This is a genomic window from Alloalcanivorax xenomutans, from assembly GCF_900217905.1.
GTDB classification, from domain to species: Bacteria; Pseudomonadota; Gammaproteobacteria; order Pseudomonadales; family Alcanivoracaceae; genus Alloalcanivorax; species Alloalcanivorax xenomutans.
In genome coordinates, this window is record NZ_OBMO01000001.1 from 105,170 (window position 1) to 120,111 (window position 14,942).

Consider the following 14,942-nt stretch of genomic DNA (forward strand, 5'->3'; position numbering starts at 1 on the left):
CGCTCTTCTTTTAAAGGCACTTGAAGTAGTCGAACGGTTCCAGGCAATCGCGGCAACGATAAAGCGCCTTGCACGCGGTGGAGCCGAATTCGCTGAGTTGCTCGGTGTCGATGCCGCCGCAATGCGGGCAGGCCGCCGGCCCCGGGTCCCGCAGCGTATCCCGGCCCTGCCCTCTCGGCGGAGGCGCGATGCCATAGGCCTTGAGCGCCGCACGGCCCTGGTCGGTAATCCAGTCCGTGGTCCAGGCCGGGGCCAGCACTCGCTCGATTCGCGGGCTGTGAAAACCAAAGTGCTCCAGCGCGTCTCTGACATCGCGCTCGATCACCTCGGTGGCCGGGCAGCCGGAGTAGGTGGGCGAGACTTGCACGTGCAAGTGGCCTTCTCGCCACGCCACCGCGCGGATCATGCCGAGATCGACGACGCTGACCACCGGCACTTCCGGGTCCATTACCTGCGCCAGACAGTCCCAGGCGCGCTCGAGATCCGCCTCACCAAGGGGCGTTCCGGTGAACGCGGCCCGCTCACGGAAGATCAACTCACCAGATTGCATCGGGGTACGCCCGTTGCAGGTACTGCATCTCGGCCAGCAAAAAGCCAAGGTGCTCGGTGTGCTTGCCGTTTTTGCCGTCCATGTAGAAGTGACGTGCCGGCTCAGGCTGCTCCAGGCCGGCTTCACTGAACACCCGAGCCACCTCGGTGCGCCAGGCATCGCCCACGTTGCCGGCGCCGATGCCCGCTTCGGCGAGCCGGTCTTCAAGGGCATCGGTGTCGGTGAGTTCATAGGTGAAGCGCCACAGGTTTTGCACCGCATCGGAGAGACGGCGATAGCTTTCCTCGGTGCCCTGCCCCAGCCGCAGCATCCATTCGGTGGAACGGCGGCGGTGGTAGGTGGCTTCCTTGAGGGCCTTGGCGGCGACCGCGGCGATGCGTTCGTCACCGGATTCGGTGAGCCGGGAGAGCACCAAGTGGTGCCAAACGTCGAACAGGAACTGCTTGGCGGTGGTGACGGCGTAGTCGCCACGGGGTTGCTCCGCGATCAACAGATTGCGGTATTCCCGTTCATTGCGGCGGAACGCCAGATGATCGGCATCGCGGCCGTCGTCGAGCAGTTCGGCGGCGTAGTCATACCAGTTGCGCGCCTGGCCGAGCAGGTCCAGACCCACATTCATCATCGCCACTTCTTCTTCCAGCGCCGGGGCGTTGCCGCACCATTCGCAGAGCCGCTGCGCCAATACCATATCGGTGTCGGCCAGGCGTAACAGGTATTCGGCCAGCGCGTTCCGGGTGTCGGAGAAAGCGTTTGTCATGGTCGCGCTCCTCACATCTGATCCACTTCAGGGGGCAGCTTGTAGAAGCTGGCGTGGCGGTAGACCTTGTCGTCGGCCGGGTCGAAGAAAGGTTCTTTCTCGTCGCCGGCGCTGGCGGTGATCTGCTCGGCGGGTACCACCCAGAGGCTCACGCCTTCGCTTCGGCGGGTGTACAGCTCACGAGCATTTTCCAAAGCCATTTGGGCGTCAGCGGCGTGCACGCTGCCCACGTGTTTGTGATTGAGGCCGTGCTTGCTGCGCACGAAAACTTCGTAGAGGGTCCAGTCAGCCATGTTCGTCTCGATGGGTTGATTCAGTTCAGGCGGCGCTTTTCGCTTTCTGTTCTTGCTTCCGGGCATAAGCCACGGCGGCGTCACGCACCCACCGGCCTTCGTCGATGGCGCTTTTACGTTGTTGGATGCGCTCGATACCGCAAGGGCTGTGGCCCTTGAGCACGTCGAAGAACTCCTGCCAGTCGATCTCACCGAAGTCGTAATGACCGGTTTCCTCGTTCCATTTCAGATCCGGGTCCGGCGCGGTGCAGCCGAGGAATTCAAGTTGCGGTACGGTCTGGTCAAGGAAACGCTGGCGCAGTTCGTCGTTGCCGTGGCGTTTGATTTTCCAGGCCATGGATTGGGCGGAGTTCGGCGAATTGGCGTCGGAGGGACCGAACATCATCAGCGATGGCCACCAGAAACGGTTGATGGCGTCCTGCACCATGGCTTTCTGCTCGTCGGTGCCCTCGCGCATCATGGTCAGCAGGATTTCGTAACCCTGGCGCTGGTGGAAACTCTCTTCCTTGCACACGCGGATCATGGCGCGGGCATAGGGTCCGTAGGAGCAACGCTGCAGCGGCACCTGGTTGACGATGGCAGCACCGTCCACCAACCAGCCGATGGCGCCCATGTCGGCCCAGGTCAATGTCGGGTAGGTGAAGATGGAGGAGAATTTCACCTCGCCGCGATGCAGCTTTTCGATTTCCTCGTCGCGGTCGGCGCCGAGGGTCTCCATGGCGCTGTACAGATACAGGCCGTGACCGGCTTCGTCCTGGATCTTCGCCATCAGCTGCAACTTACGCTTCAAGGTCGGCGCCCGGGTCAGCCAGTTGCCTTCCGGCAGCATGCCGACGATCTCGGAATGGGCGTGCTGCGAGATCTGCCGGATCAGCGTCTTGCGGTAGCCTTCGGGCATCCAGTTCTTCGGCTCGATGCGCACTTCCGCATCCACCTTCTCCTGGAAGTGCCTCTCTTCCGGACTCATCTCCTCCAGGTTTTTCAGGCGCTTGGCGCCGGTATCCACCTGCTGTGCGTACATGAGGTTCTCCCTGCTCCGTCGTGGCGGTGGTGCCACCCATAGGGGCAGTATTATATGACACATAAATTTATGTCAATAACAAGTTTATGTGTCATGTTTTGATATCCCTTTTCATTATTTCACTATATTTTATTTATACCTTTATTAATCAATAAGTTAAGGAACATTAAAGCCAACACCCCATACCTGGGAAAGACATATTCAGAGCCCTGTCTACCATCAATCCGATACGGTAGTACCGAGCACGAGGAGTCAAATCGCGGACTCTTTGGGGAGCTTTCCGCGCATGACAAAACGCCGGTCGGGCATGCGGACCGGCGCGGCCATATGAATCAGGAAGGACTTAACCGGCGGGCACCGGCTCCACCCACTCCTCGGTGCCATACCGGGGAGTGACGAACAGCACCTTGATGGAAGGGGTATGCAGAGTGGCCGTGTGCGGCAGGCCACGGGGGATCAACAGCGCATGCCCTGGAGCGAGCTCATGGGCCAGCAAGGCGCCATCCGGCTGCCGCACCCGCATGGTCATACGGCCGTCCAGGATCACCAGCAGCTCATCGCCACGTGGGTGGCGCTCCCAACTGCCATCGGGACGGGTATTGTGAATGGTGATCACCCCGACCATGGACTCCTCGTCGCAGCGATGGTGGCCGAGCAGGGAAAAAGGCTGATCGTCGGGAATGGTGTCCAAGGCTTGTCGCAGATTGACGGCGACGGAGGACATAGCGGGCTCCTTGTTTGCAGTAATGGATGACAGTGGTTCGAAGCATGGCGATGTTGTTGCGCTTCAAAAATTATGCGAGTGTTTCCTCATATTTCCCATTCGCATTCCGAGCCCCGCCATGCCGCCCTCACCGATACCCACGGAACCCCGTAAACAGCCGCGTCAGGCCCGTTCCCGCGCCACCGTGGAGGCCTTGCTGGAAGCCACGGCTCAGGTTTTGGTGGCCCACGATTACAAGGGCAGCACCACCGCCCGCATCGCCGAACGGGCGGGCGTCAGCATCGGGTCGCTGTATCAGTACTTTCCCAATCTGGAATCGCTGGTGGCGGCGCTGGTGGATCGCCATGCCCAAGGCCTTCTGAAGGTGATGGACAGGGCTTTGGAGGGCGATGAAGCGGCCAGTCTGAAGGATGGCCTGCGGGCATTGATTCACGCCGGCCTGGACATGCAACGCCTGGACCCGGCGCTGCACCGGGTGTTGATGGAGCAGCTCCCCAACGTGGACCGCCTGCGCCGGGCGCGTGACACCAGCCGCCGCCTCACCGGCCTGATCGAGGCCTTTTTATGCCGTCACGCCAGTCAGCTGGCTGCCGGGCGCGAACCGGCGCTGGCCGCCGTGGTGGTGGAAACCAGTCTGGAGGCGGTGGCCCACCGGGCAGTGAGTGATTACCCATCAGCGCCAGAACAACAACGGCTTCAGGACGAGCTGTACGATCTGCTGCTGAATTATTTGACCGGTCCATCCATTGGTTAGTCCCGATCCGGCGCGCCCAAGGGGAACAAAGGCCGATAAGGCCTGGCCTCTTCCACGGCGCGGGCAAACGCCGGCCGCGCCAGCAGGCGCCGCCGGTAGGCGGCCACGCGGGGAAAGCGGCCGTCCATCGGGTGAGTCCAGTCCGCATAGAACAATGACGGCGCGGCGGCGCAATCCGCCAGGGTGAAGGCATCCCCCATGGCCCAGGGGCCTTTTCCCAGGTTGTCTTCCAGCCATTGATAGGCGATATCCAGTTGCTGCCGGGCCAGGGTAACGCCGTAAGGATCCCGGTCACCCGGCGCGCGCAGGGCATCGAACACAATCCGCATCTGCGGTGCGCTCACATAGTTGTCGAAGAACCGGTCCAGGAAACGAACCTCCAGGGCCACATCCGGCGACGCCGGAATCAGTGAAACCGGGCCGGGATAATGGACTTGCAGATATTCGATGATCACCGTCGCCTCCGGCACCGGACGATCCCCCTCCACCAGCAGCGGAAACCGCTTGATGGGCCATAGCTCAGCGAACGCCGCCTGATTAGCTTCATGCTCCGGCGACAACATGCGCAACTCAAAGGGGACATCGTTTTCGTAGAAGGCGATTAGCGCCTTTTGACAGTAGGACGAGAAAGGATGGGCATAAAGGATCAGCGGCATGTTCGGCTCCCGTTCGGACCACAGCTACCTTGTGGTCGAACGGAAAAGCCGGGATTCGACAACCGCCACGGCTTGCGAAGCGGTCCACCCTGAGAACTCAGGATCACTCGCCCTCAGGGGCGTCCCGGAGCCACTGCAGACCGGGGTACGGTTTCATCCCCCCTTGCGGGGAGCTGGGAAGCGAATGCCATGAATCGCTATCACCTCAATATCCTGGCACCAGCGTCAGCCGCAGGTCGTTGCCCAGTTGCCGCACATCGGCCCAGCGCAGGGATACTTTTTCCGCCATGCGTACCAGCGGCAAGGTGAGCAGGCCACGGGCGTCGGTGCCGAGCAGCGCCGGTGCCATGTAGACAATCAATTCGTCGAACAGCGCTTCGCGGACGAAGGCCCCGGCCAGGGTGGCGCCGCATTCCACTAGGATTTCGTTGCATTCCTGCCGACTCAGGTCCGCCAGCAACGCTTTCAGATCCACGCCGGAGCCGGAGCTGGGCAGGTGCATGACTTCGGCGCCGGCCGCTTCCAGGGCACGTTGCCGTTCGGGATGGGCTTCGCCGCCGACGACCAGGCAGGGCCCGGCGGCGGTGACCACGGGGACATCCACCGGCGTGCGCAGGCGCCGGTCGAGGATCACCCGCAAGGGTTGGCGTACCTGATCGGAGCCGTATTCGCCCAGTCGCCACTGATCCGCGCGTACGGTGTAGGAGGGCCGGTCCGCCAGCACCGTGCCGATGCCGGTGATCACCGCCGAGCTGCGCGCACGCAGCCTCTGCACGTCCTCGCGGGCCTCCTGGCCGGTGATCCACTGGGATTCGCCGCTGGCCATGGCGGTGCGTCCGTCCACACTGGCGGCCACCTTGATCCTCACCCAGGGCCGTTCGCCGCGCATACGGCGGATGAAGCCGGGGTTAAGCGCCCGGGCTTCACTCTCTTGCAGACCCACGTCCACCTGAATGCCGGCGGCGCGCAACGTGCTAAAACCATTACCGGCCACTTGAGGATTCGGGTCCTCCATGGCCGCCACCACCCGGACCACGCCAGCCTCGATCAGAGCATCGGCGCAGGGACCGGTACGGCCGGTGTGGGAGCAAGGTTCCAGAGTGACATAGGCGGTGGCGCCGCGCGCTCCGGCGCCAGCGGCGGCGAGGGCATGACGTTCCGCGTGAGGTTCGCCGGCGCGGGCATGGAAGCCTTCGGCGATGATCCGCCCGCCCTTGGCCAGTACACAGCCCACGCGCGGGTTGGGGTCGGTGGTATAAAGTCCTTGCCGGGCCAGTTGCAGGGCCCGGATCATGCAGTGCTGATCAAAGGCCGGATCGCTCATGCACCGTCCTTGCCGTCCTTTTTATCACCAGCCCGGCTTCGCAATCGATCCACTTCGGCGGCGAATTCGGAAATATCCTGGAAGCTGCGGTAGACCGAGGCGAAGCGCACATAGGCCACGTCGTCCAACTGTTGCAACGCCTCCATGACGAATTCCCCCAGCTCCCGCGCCGGCAATTCCCGCTCACCGGTGGCCCTCAGTTGATGACAAATGCGACTGATGGCGGCTTCCAGATCCTCCACGCTCACCGGACGCTTCTCCAGTGCCCGCTGCATACCGGCACGAAGCTTGTTCTCATCGAACGGCTGACGGGTACCGTCGGACTTGATCACCCGCGGCATCACCAGCTCGGCGGTTTCAAAGGTGGTGAACCGCTCATTGCAGCTCAGACACTCACGGCGACGCCGCACCTGGCCGCCATCGGCCACCAGCCGCGAATCGATCACCTTGGTATCTTGCGCGCCGCAGAAAGGACAGTACATGGGAAGACCAGTTGACAGTTAAAAGTGAACAGTGAATAGAGGAAACAAGCTCATTATCGCTGACTTTTGGCGGTTTTGATAATGGCGATCAAGATCCGTAACAGTTCCTGACAGTCAGCGCGCATGGACAGACCCGCGTCCGGGCCAAAGTAGCCTGCTTCCGACAACAGATCTATCCAGTAGTCCGTTTCATTGGCCTCTTTCAGAGCCATATGCATCTTGTGTATGAAGTCAGCCCGGCTCTCCGCGTACTCGGCCTCCCGAACCAGGGCGCCAATAGCCGTGCCGCTACGCAGCAACTGTTTACTGAGTACGTACTCGCTTTTCCGAGTCCTCAGGTATTGGCAGCTTTTCACCACCCTCAACGCAAAAGCGCGGGATTTCCCCCGCGCCACATGCCGGTCCGTCATCCATGACCCCCGTTTTTCGCTGTTAACTGTTCCCTGTTAACTATTCACTTTGTTACCGCTCATAGACCGGCAACCGCGCGCAGATCTCGGCGACCTTCCCGCGCACTTCATCAATGACGCTCTCGTCGCCCATGTTCTCCAGGATGTCGCAGATCCAGCCGGCCAGCTCGGTGGCGTCCTGCTCGTTGAAGCCGCGGCGGGTGATGGAGGGGGAGCCGATGCGCAGGCCAGAGGTGACGAACGGGGAACGCGGGTCGTTGGGAACGGCGTTCTTGTTGACGGTGATGTGGGCGCGGCCGAGGGCGGCGTCGGCATCCTTACCGGTAATGTCCTGCTTGATCAGGCTGAGCAGGAACAGGTGGTTTTCGGTGCCATTGGAAACCACATCGAAGCCACGGTCGATGAACACCTTGGCCATGGCCTGGGCGTTCTTGACCACGTTCCGCTGGTAGCTCTTGAAGGATTCATCCATGGCTTCCTTGAAGCAGATCGCCTTGGCCGCGATCACGTGCTCCAGAGGACCACCCTGGCCGCCGGGGAAGACGGCGGAGTTGATCTTCTTCTGCAGGTCTTCGTTGGCTTTACCCATGATCAGGCCGCCACGAGGACCGCCCAGGGTCTTGTGGGTGGTGGTGGTGGTGATGTCGGCGATGCCCACCGGACTCGGATAGACGCCGGCGGCGACCAGACCGGCCACGTGGGCCATGTCCACCATCAGCACCGCGCCCACCTCATCGGCGATGGCACGGAAACGCTGCCAGTCCACCACCTGGGAATAAGCGGAGAAGCCGGCGACGATCATTTTCGGCTTGTGCTCGCGGGCCAGCTCTTCAACTTGGTCGTAGTCGATCAGGCCGGTGTCGTTGTCCAGACCGTACTGGATAGCGTTGTACATCTTGCCGGAGAAGTTCGGCTTGGCACCGTGGGTCAGGTGACCGCCGGCGTCCAGGCTCATGCCCAGCACGGTGTCACCGGGGTTGAGCACCGCCATGTAGACGGCGGCGTTGGCCTGGGAGCCGGAGTGCGGCTGCACGTTAGCCCAGTCCGCGCCGAACAGCTGGCAGGCGCGATCGATGGCCAGTTGCTCCACCACGTCCACGTGCTCGCAGCCACCGTAGTAGCGCTTGCCCGGATAGCCTTCGGCGTACTTGTTGGTGAGTACGGAGCCTTGGGCTTCCATCACCCGCGGAGAGGCGTAGTTCTCGGAGGCGATCAACTCGATGTGCTGCTCCTGGCGCAGACGCTCGGCGTCGATGGCGGCCTGGATTTCCGGGTCGAACTCGGCGATGGACATGGATTTGGGGAACATGGGCTACCCTCTACGGTACGGTCTGGTTGGGGATTCAGGGGCGCGTATTCTAACCAAAACCCCGCCCTTTGGCACTTGAATGGCGCTCATGGGGACTTGAAGGGCGGCCATGAGTGCTCGCCCCTTCTATCGGCCGCTAGAACGACAGACGCATATCCACCATATAAGCCCGTCCCGGGCCGGGCAGACGCCCCACCGGGCTGACATCCACACCACGGAAGTAGTAGGCCTCATCGGTCAGATTGTTCACCGCCAGGCCGATCTCCGCGGCGCGGCCCTGCCCCAGCGGCAGCTGGCGGGCCACCCGGGTGTTGACCAGCGTGTAGGCCGGCAGCTTGCCGGCGGCACCGTTGGCGGTTTCCTTATGGGTGTTGGCGGCGTCGCTGTAGCTGCTGCTGGTATGGGTGGCCGTTAGCGCCGCGTTCCAGAGCTCATGCTGGTAATGCAGGCCGGCACTGAGTTGATGGCGCGGCGCGTTGGGCACGTCATTACCGGCGAAGTCGCCATTGCGCTGCTCGCTGTCCAGCCAGGTGTAACTGCCGCGCACGTCCCAATCCCGCGCCAGCTGCCAACGGCTTTCCAGTTCCACTCCCTGGTGGCGGGTGGCCCCCAGGTTCTCGAACTGAACCTGCTGATTGTTGAACTGGATCTGGTCGTCATAGTCGATGCGGAACAGCGTGACCGCGCTGTACAACGCCGGTGTATTGAAGCGCACGCCAGTCTCGTAGTTCCAGCCCACCTCGTTGCCCACGTCGCCCTCGCGGATCACCTGGGCCACCTGCACCGGCACCAGGCTGCGTTGGGTATTGGCGAACCATTGCCAATGACGGTTCAGTTGGTAACTCAGAGTCAGGCCGGGCAGCCATTTTTCCGCCTGGTTGTCGCTGCTGCCATCATTGAGGTTGTCGGCGAAGCGGGTGTTGACCTTCTCGAAACGCACGCCGGGGGTCACCAGCAAACGGCGGTCCATCAGGTAGAACGTATCGCTGACATAGGCGGCCACCGCGTCCGTGTGGAAACGCCAGTCCCGTACCGCGCTGTGGTTGGCGGAGCTCAATTCCTCGCGATTGACGTCGAAGTCCACTTTCTCGCTGACGTAACGGGCGCCCACCGTGAGGCTGTGGTCGTCGAAATGATAGGTCAGTCGTGGCTCGGTACCGGCCACGGTGAAGCTGCGCGGAGAATCCGCCACATGAGTGCTGTCGGCCCCCGGATCGGCCCAATGGCCAGCGCCGGATAGGTCTTGGCCGAACCAGAAGGTACGGTTGGCGCGATGGGCGAAATTGCGCCATTCCACCTGCAGCCGGCTGTCGGGCTGATAGAGATAGGTGAAGGTACCGCGCACCATGTCGGCGTCAAAGCGGTCATAGGGGCGCTGGCTATCGGTACGGTCGTGCCGGTATGCATCGGCTGTCAGCGCACCGGGTAGATCCGCTTCCACCTGATAGTACTGCAGTTGGCTTTTCAGGGTGACCGCATCGGTGGCGAAGAACTGGCCGTCCCAGACCAGGTTATCCACCTTTGTATCGCTGTGATCGCGGAAGCCGTCGCCGCGCAGCGCATTGAGCTGCAATTGCATCGCCAGCCGGTCGGACAGGTAGCCGCCCACCCGATAGTAGCTGTCGCTCAACAAGTTACCGGTTTGCTCCGATATGGTGATTTTCTGGCGGAGGAACTGCCGCGTCTCCAAGGGAATCTCACGGCTATGCAGATTAAGGACACCGCCCACGTTGTTCGGGCCGTAATGCACCGCCGCGCCACCGCGCACCAGATCAGCCTGCTCGAGCATTTCCAGGGTCACCGGAAACAACGACAGGCCGATGTTGGTGTAGGGGCCAATGGCTATAGGATAACCGTCCATTAACACTTGCAGACGCTGGCTGCGCAACGGGTTGAGCCCGCGCACGCCGATGTTCGGCAGGATGCCGGTGCCGGTTTCATCCAGCACCTGGACACCGGGCACCTCGCGCAGGGCGTCCTCCAGATTCAAAGCCCCGTTGTCCTGCAGTTGCTGTTCGGACACGCGGGTACGACCACCCGGATACCGCATCAGTGATCGCCGGTCATTGGCGCCCAGCCAGTCACCACCAACGCGCACCGCCTCCAGCTCATGAGGTTCCTCGGCCACCGTCACCTGGCTACTCGCCAGAACGGCCGCCGCCAAACCAACAGCAGTAAGCCCCTTCTTCATCGTCGCTACCCCAGCACATCGTTCAGGGCGGCGACCTTATTAGAGAACGATTATCAGTATCAACCTTGCATTTGTATCGTTCCGTGACGCTCCGCCTCAAGTGGGGCGTCACACGCGCCCCTCACTGAGCCGGAAAGCACCGATCACCGCGCTCAGGGACTCCGCCTGGTCGCGCATCTCTCCAGCGGCGGCGTTGGTTTCCTCGACCATGGAGGCGTTGTGCTGGGTCATGGTGTCCAGCTCCGCCACCGCCGTGTTGACCTGGCCGATGCCCAGGCTCTGCTCCTGAGCGCCGGTACTGATCTCGGCGATGACACCGTTGACCTTTTCGATGGCGGCGAGAATCTCTTCCATGGTGCGGCCCGCCCCTTCCACCTGGGCGGCACCGGAGCGGGTCCAGTTCACCGAGGTGTCGATCAGGTCGCGGATTTCCTTGGAGGCCTCGCCGGATCGGCTGGCCAGAGTCCGCACCTCCTGGGCCACCACGGCGAAGCCCTTGCCGTGCTCACCGGCACGGGCCGCTTCCACCGAGGCATTCAGCGCCAGAATGTTGGTCTGGAAGGCGATGCCGTCGATCAGGGTGACGATATCGGCGATGCGGGTGGAGGAATCATTGATGCGTGCCATGGTCTGCTCGACTTCACGCATCGCGTTCTGGCCACGGCGGGCCACCTCGACGGTACCGCCGACCAATTGCGTTGCCTTGCCGGTGGCGTCCGAGGTGTTGTGAACGGTGTGAGTGATCTGCTCCATGGACGCGGAGGTTTCCTGCAGGTTGGCCGCCGTTTGCTCGGTCCGGGCGGAAAGTTCCTGGCTGCCACGGGCGATTTCCTCGGCGGCGGTCTTCACGCTCAAGGCGCTGTCGCGGACTTTCGACAGGGTACCGTCGATGCGCCCGATGAAGGCGTTGAACTGATCCGCCAGTTCACCGATCTCATCACTGCGGCGGCTGTGGATGCGGGCGGTCAGATCGCCGTCCCCTTCGCTGATCTCACGGATACGCCGGGTGATCTGGCGGATCGCCCGGGACATCAGGTGCGGACCGATCAGGGCAATGGCGATCGCCAGCACGCCGATGATCACGGCGAAGACGCTGATCGCCAACTGCTGGAGACGCACCTTCTCCAAGGTTTCTTCCTGCAACGCCTGGATGCGCGCGGCGACATTGTCGCCGGCCTGATCATAGAAGGCGCGCAGGGCGTCGAAGCTGGCCTGGGACGGCCCATCCAACTGCTCCATGGCCTCCCCCACCAACTCGTCATTATAAAGCTGGAACACCTTGGCCGATTCACGCCGCCAGGTTTCATAGAGCCGCCGGTACTCGTCGGCCTTGTCGCCGGTATCCATGTAGCCGTCCATCAGCTCCGCCATGCGCGCGATGCGCTCCTGGGCCTGGACCGCGTTCTCCTCATAGAAAGCCTGATTGGCCTGCGCTTCCGGCGTACCGGGAATGCCACGCAGAAAAGCCATTTCCGCCAGCCGGGCCTGATACAGGTCGCGGTCGGCGTTGACCACCTCGGTGATGGCCGGCGTGAACCGGTCGCCGAACTCCAGCATCCGCTGCTTCACCGAGTTCACTAGCAACACGTTCACTCCCACCACGATCCACAACGCCAATGCCACCCCGATAAAGGCGACCCCATACTTCACATTGATCCGGTTGAGTTTTGCCAGCACGGCCTGCTCCTAAAAGGTCCAACACACCCGCTTCGAAAAGTGGAATCGGGTTTCGTGGCCGTGTTATCGGCGGAGCCCACCGGTTCTTGAGGGTCCGGACACGCACCGGGCTTTCATCCTCCCCCGCCTTCGGTTAGTTTAGGCGCCACACCCCGGCCCCCGCCTAGCGGGGCCTTAACGCACTGTCAGGCAAGCCATTTTCTATGTCTCAATACATCTTCACCCTGGACCGGGTGGGCAAGGTGGTCCCCCCGAAGAAGCAGATCCTGAAGGACATCTCCCTGTCATTCTTCCCCGGCGCCAAGATCGGCGTGCTCGGTCTCAACGGCGCGGGGAAATCCACCCTGCTGAAAATCATGGCCGGGGTGGACAAGGACTTCATCGGCGAAGCCCGCCCGATGGCCGGCATCAATATCGGCTATCTTCCCCAGGAGCCGGAGCTGGATCCGGAAAAGAACGTACGAGAGATCGTTGAAGAGTCACTGTCCGAGATCCGCAACGCCCAAACGCGGCTGGAAGAGGTGTATGCCGCCTACGCGGAAGAAAACGCCGACTTCGACAAGCTGGCCGAGGAGCAGGCACGGCTGGAAGCGATCATCGAAACCGCCGACGCCCACAATCTGGAGCGCAAACTGGACATCGCCGCCGACGCCTTGCGCTTGCCGCCCTGGGACGCCTCGGTGAAAAACCTGTCCGGGGGCGAGAAGCGCCGGGTGGCCCTGTGCCGGCTGCTGATGAGCGCCCCGGATATGCTGTTGCTGGACGAGCCCACCAACCACCTGGATGCCGAATCGGTGGCCTGGCTGGAGCGCTTCCTGCACGAATTCCCCGGCACCGTGGTGGCGGTGACCCACGATCGCTACTTCCTGGACAACTCCTGCGAATGGATCCTGGAACTGGACCGCGGCGAAGGCATCCCCTGGAAAGGCAACTATTCCTCCTGGCTGGAGCAAAAGGAGCAGCGCCTGGAGCAGGAAGCCAAGAGCGAATCCGCGCACCGCAAGACGGTGGAAAAAGAACTGGAGTGGGTGCGGCAGAATCCCAAAGGCCGCCGCGCCAAGAACAAGGCCCGGGTGTCCGCCTTCGAGGAACTGGCCAGCCAGGAATTCCAGAAGCGCAATGAAACCCAGGAGCTGTACATCCCACCGGGCGAGCGCCTTGGCGAAAAGGTGTTCGAAGTGAAGGACGTCAGCAAACACTTCGATGACAAGCTGCTCTACGAGAATCTGAACTTCTCGGTGCCACGCGGCGCCATCGTCGGCATTATCGGCCCCAACGGCGCAGGTAAAACCACGCTGTTCCGCATGTTCGCCGGACAGGAGACACCGGACAGCGGCGAGATCGAGATCGGTGACACCGTGGATCTGGCCTACGTGGATCAGAGCCGCGAGGACCTGGACGGCAACAAGACCGTGTGGGAAGAAGTCTCCGACGGTCTGGATATTCTCAGGATCGGCAACTATGAAGTGCCCAGCCGCGCCTACCTGGGCCGCTTCAACTTCAAGGGCGCCGATCAGCAGAAACGGGTGAAGGACCTGTCCGGCGGCGAACGCAACCGTCTGCACCTGGCCAAGTTGCTCAAGCAGGGCGCCAACGTGCTGCTGTTGGACGAACCGACCAACGACCTGGACGTGGAAACCCTGCGGGCCCTTGAGGAAGCGCTGCTGGCGTTCCCTGGTTGCGCCATCGTGATCTCCCACGACCGCTGGTTCCTGGACCGGGTGGCTACCCACATCCTCTCCTTCGAAGGCGATGCCCAGGTGGAGTGGTTCGAGGGCTCCTACACCGAATACGAAGAGTTCAAGCGCAAGCAGCTGGGCGACGATGCCCTGCAACCCAAGCGCATGAAGTACAAACGTATCGAGGTGTGACCATAAGGGCGCCCGCCGCGCCGGGCGCCCTTAGCAAGCGGAAACCGCCGCCAATGAGCGAATCGCAACTGGAAACCCCCGACTTTGTCGAGCGCCTGCGTGATGGCGACCGCGCCGCTTTCGCCTTGCTGGTAAAGCACTACCACCCCCGGCTTCTCGGTACCGCCCGCCGCCTGCTGCAACCGGCGGACGCCGAGGAAGCGGTACAGGAAAGCTGGATCGCCGCCCATGGCGCCCTGGCCCGCTTCGAAGGCCGCAGCACCGTGCTCACCTGGCTCACTCGCATCGTCATCAACCAGGCACGCATGCAACTACGCCGTCAGGGCCGCGAGATCCAGTTCGATCCCACCGAGGACACCGGCGATGCCCTGGCCCATCGCTTTCGCGGCGACGGTCACTGGCAAACGCCGCCGCTCACCTGGACGTTGCACGGCCCGGACGCGCTACTGACCCGGGACGAGCTGAAGCACTGCATGGAAAAGCATATTGATGCCATGCCGGACAATCAGCGGCTGGTATTGGAGTTGCGCGATATCCAGGGCCTGGATTTCGGCGCCATCTGTAACATTCTCGATATCAGCCCATCCAATGTCAGGGTACTGCTGCATCGCGCCCGCACGCGGCTGTTTCAATTGGTGGACCATTTCCAGGAGACCGGCGAATGCTGAAATGCAAAGAGGTGGTACAACGCGCCGACGCTCTGATCGATGGCACGCCGCTGAGCTTTGGCGAACGCCTGGCTCTGCGCACCCATCTTATGATCTGCCGCCATTGCCGCCGCTATGTACGGCAATTGGACGCCCTCACCGAACATCTGCGCCAACAGACTCCGGTGGCGCCGTTGGACGATGGCGAGGTGGACGCCATCTTGGCCCGGTTGCCACCCCCGCCTTCCTGACCGGCGCCACCTGTAACATTCACAT

At 62.3% G+C, this 14,942-nt stretch carries 16 protein-coding genes; 4 read left to right on the forward strand and 12 right to left on the reverse strand.

From position 1 onward, the window contains the following. Positions 1-10 precede the first annotated feature (10 nt). From paaD to CRO06_RS00510, 5 genes are all read right to left on the reverse strand, one after another. Positions 11-550, reverse strand: coding sequence for a 1,2-phenylacetyl-CoA epoxidase subunit PaaD (paaD, locus tag CRO06_RS00490; RefSeq protein WP_026949456.1), 540 nt, complete (start codon positions 548-550; stop codon positions 11-13). Further along, complete coding sequence (gene paaC / locus CRO06_RS00495; protein ID WP_097057473.1) at positions 537-1,307, reverse strand: 1,2-phenylacetyl-CoA epoxidase subunit PaaC; 771 nt, start codon at positions 1,305-1,307, stop codon at positions 537-539. The genes paaD and paaC overlap by 14 nt, the downstream gene beginning before the upstream one ends. An 11-nt stretch (positions 1,308-1,318) precedes the next feature. Then, positions 1,319-1,600, reverse strand: a complete 282-nt coding sequence (gene paaB / locus CRO06_RS00500) for a 1,2-phenylacetyl-CoA epoxidase subunit PaaB (protein WP_014993187.1) — start codon at positions 1,598-1,600, stop codon at positions 1,319-1,321. Between the two features lie 25 nt (positions 1,601-1,625). Further along, positions 1,626-2,621: a 1,2-phenylacetyl-CoA epoxidase subunit PaaA gene (paaA, locus tag CRO06_RS00505; protein ID WP_026949454.1), complete on the reverse strand. Its 996-nt coding sequence runs from the start codon at positions 2,619-2,621 to the stop codon at positions 1,626-1,628. 343 nt (positions 2,622-2,964) lie between these two features. Beyond that, positions 2,965-3,345, reverse strand: a complete 381-nt coding sequence (locus tag CRO06_RS00510) for a cupin domain-containing protein (protein ID WP_022993815.1) — start codon at positions 3,343-3,345, stop codon at positions 2,965-2,967. Between the two features lie 118 nt (positions 3,346-3,463). On the opposite strand from CRO06_RS00510, the gene CRO06_RS00515 reads away from it, so the two are divergent. Continuing rightward, positions 3,464-4,099 carry a TetR/AcrR family transcriptional regulator gene (locus tag CRO06_RS00515; RefSeq protein ID WP_179746412.1) on the forward strand — a complete coding sequence of 212 codons (636 nt, stop codon included), beginning with the start codon at positions 3,464-3,466 and terminating at the stop codon, positions 4,097-4,099. Here the strand turns inward: CRO06_RS00515 and CRO06_RS00520 are convergent. The 7 genes from CRO06_RS00520 to CRO06_RS00550 form a co-directional block, all read right to left on the reverse strand. Next, positions 4,096-4,755: a glutathione S-transferase family protein gene (locus CRO06_RS00520; protein ID WP_022993817.1), complete on the reverse strand. Its 660-nt coding sequence runs from the start codon at positions 4,753-4,755 to the stop codon at positions 4,096-4,098. The genes CRO06_RS00515 and CRO06_RS00520 overlap by 4 nt on opposite strands. Before the next feature lie 205 nt (positions 4,756-4,960). Beyond that, positions 4,961-6,079, reverse strand: coding sequence for a bifunctional diaminohydroxyphosphoribosylaminopyrimidine deaminase/5-amino-6-(5-phosphoribosylamino)uracil reductase RibD (gene ribD / locus CRO06_RS00525; RefSeq protein ID WP_097057475.1), 1,119 nt, complete (start codon positions 6,077-6,079; stop codon positions 4,961-4,963). Further along, entirely contained in the window at positions 6,076-6,561 is a 486-nt protein-coding gene (nrdR, locus tag CRO06_RS00530; protein ID WP_022993819.1) for a transcriptional regulator NrdR, read from the reverse strand. Before nrdR ends, ribD begins: the two co-directional genes overlap by 4 nt. 53 nt (positions 6,562-6,614) lie before the next feature. Then, complete coding sequence (locus tag CRO06_RS00535; protein ID WP_022993820.1) at positions 6,615-6,971, reverse strand: four helix bundle protein; 357 nt, start codon at positions 6,969-6,971, stop codon at positions 6,615-6,617. 52 nt (positions 6,972-7,023) lie between these two features. Further along, the gene (gene glyA / locus CRO06_RS00540; RefSeq protein WP_026949451.1) at positions 7,024-8,280 is read right to left on the reverse strand and encodes a serine hydroxymethyltransferase; all 1,257 of its coding nucleotides are present in this window, start codon (positions 8,278-8,280) and stop codon (positions 7,024-7,026) included. A gap of 136 nt (positions 8,281-8,416) precedes the next feature. Beyond that, the gene (locus CRO06_RS00545) at positions 8,417-10,471 is read right to left on the reverse strand and encodes a TonB-dependent receptor family protein (protein WP_097057476.1); all 2,055 of its coding nucleotides are present in this window, start codon (positions 10,469-10,471) and stop codon (positions 8,417-8,419) included. A 108-nt stretch (positions 10,472-10,579) separates the two neighbouring features. Then, complete coding sequence (locus CRO06_RS00550; RefSeq protein ID WP_097057477.1) at positions 10,580-12,148, reverse strand: methyl-accepting chemotaxis protein; 1,569 nt, start codon at positions 12,146-12,148, stop codon at positions 10,580-10,582. A gap of 203 nt (positions 12,149-12,351) precedes the next feature. On the opposite strand from CRO06_RS00550, the gene ettA reads away from it, so the two are divergent. The 3 genes from ettA to CRO06_RS00565 are packed head-to-tail and all read left to right on the forward strand — an operon-like array spanning position 12,352 to position 14,917. Next, positions 12,352-14,019, forward strand: coding sequence for an energy-dependent translational throttle protein EttA (gene ettA / locus CRO06_RS00555; protein ID WP_022993823.1), 1,668 nt, complete (start codon positions 12,352-12,354; stop codon positions 14,017-14,019). 53 nt (positions 14,020-14,072) lie between these two features. Beyond that, positions 14,073-14,687: an RNA polymerase sigma factor gene (locus tag CRO06_RS00560; protein WP_026949448.1), complete on the forward strand. Its 615-nt coding sequence runs from the start codon at positions 14,073-14,075 to the stop codon at positions 14,685-14,687. Beyond that, positions 14,681-14,917, forward strand: coding sequence for an anti-sigma factor family protein (locus CRO06_RS00565; RefSeq protein ID WP_026949447.1), 237 nt, complete (start codon positions 14,681-14,683; stop codon positions 14,915-14,917). Before CRO06_RS00560 ends, CRO06_RS00565 begins: the two co-directional genes overlap by 7 nt. Positions 14,918-14,942: the final 25 nt, after the last annotated feature.

Excerpts from the sequence above, each read along its gene's own strand:
- paaD (WP_026949456.1), bottom strand. The coding sequence starts at position 550 with ATGCAATCTGGTGAGTTGATCTTCCGTGAGCGGGCCGCGTTCACCGGA.
- paaC (WP_097057473.1), bottom strand. The coding sequence starts at position 1,307 with ATGACAAACGCTTTCTCCGACACCCGGAACGCGCTGGCCGAATACCTG.
- paaB (WP_014993187.1), bottom strand. The coding sequence starts at position 1,600 with ATGGCTGACTGGACCCTCTACGAAGTTTTCGTGCGCAGCAAGCACGGC.
- paaA (WP_026949454.1), bottom strand. The coding sequence starts at position 2,621 with ATGTACGCACAGCAGGTGGATACCGGCGCCAAGCGCCTGAAAAACCTG.
- CRO06_RS00510 (WP_022993815.1), bottom strand. The coding sequence starts at position 3,345 with ATGTCCTCCGTCGCCGTCAATCTGCGACAAGCCTTGGACACCATTCCC.
- CRO06_RS00515 (WP_179746412.1), top strand. The coding sequence starts at position 3,464 with ATGCCGCCCTCACCGATACCCACGGAACCCCGTAAACAGCCGCGTCAG.
- CRO06_RS00520 (WP_022993817.1), bottom strand. The coding sequence starts at position 4,755 with ATGCCGCTGATCCTTTATGCCCATCCTTTCTCGTCCTACTGTCAAAAG.
- ribD (WP_097057475.1), bottom strand. The coding sequence starts at position 6,079 with ATGAGCGATCCGGCCTTTGATCAGCACTGCATGATCCGGGCCCTGCAA.
- nrdR (WP_022993819.1), bottom strand. The coding sequence starts at position 6,561 with ATGTACTGTCCTTTCTGCGGCGCGCAAGATACCAAGGTGATCGATTCG.
- CRO06_RS00535 (WP_022993820.1), bottom strand. The coding sequence starts at position 6,971 with ATGACGGACCGGCATGTGGCGCGGGGGAAATCCCGCGCTTTTGCGTTG.
- glyA (WP_026949451.1), bottom strand. The coding sequence starts at position 8,280 with ATGTTCCCCAAATCCATGTCCATCGCCGAGTTCGACCCGGAAATCCAG.
- CRO06_RS00545 (WP_097057476.1), bottom strand. The coding sequence starts at position 10,471 with ATGAAGAAGGGGCTTACTGCTGTTGGTTTGGCGGCGGCCGTTCTGGCG.
- ettA (WP_022993823.1), top strand. The coding sequence starts at position 12,352 with ATGTCTCAATACATCTTCACCCTGGACCGGGTGGGCAAGGTGGTCCCC.
- CRO06_RS00560 (WP_026949448.1), top strand. The coding sequence starts at position 14,073 with ATGAGCGAATCGCAACTGGAAACCCCCGACTTTGTCGAGCGCCTGCGT.
- CRO06_RS00565 (WP_026949447.1), top strand. The coding sequence starts at position 14,681 with ATGCTGAAATGCAAAGAGGTGGTACAACGCGCCGACGCTCTGATCGAT.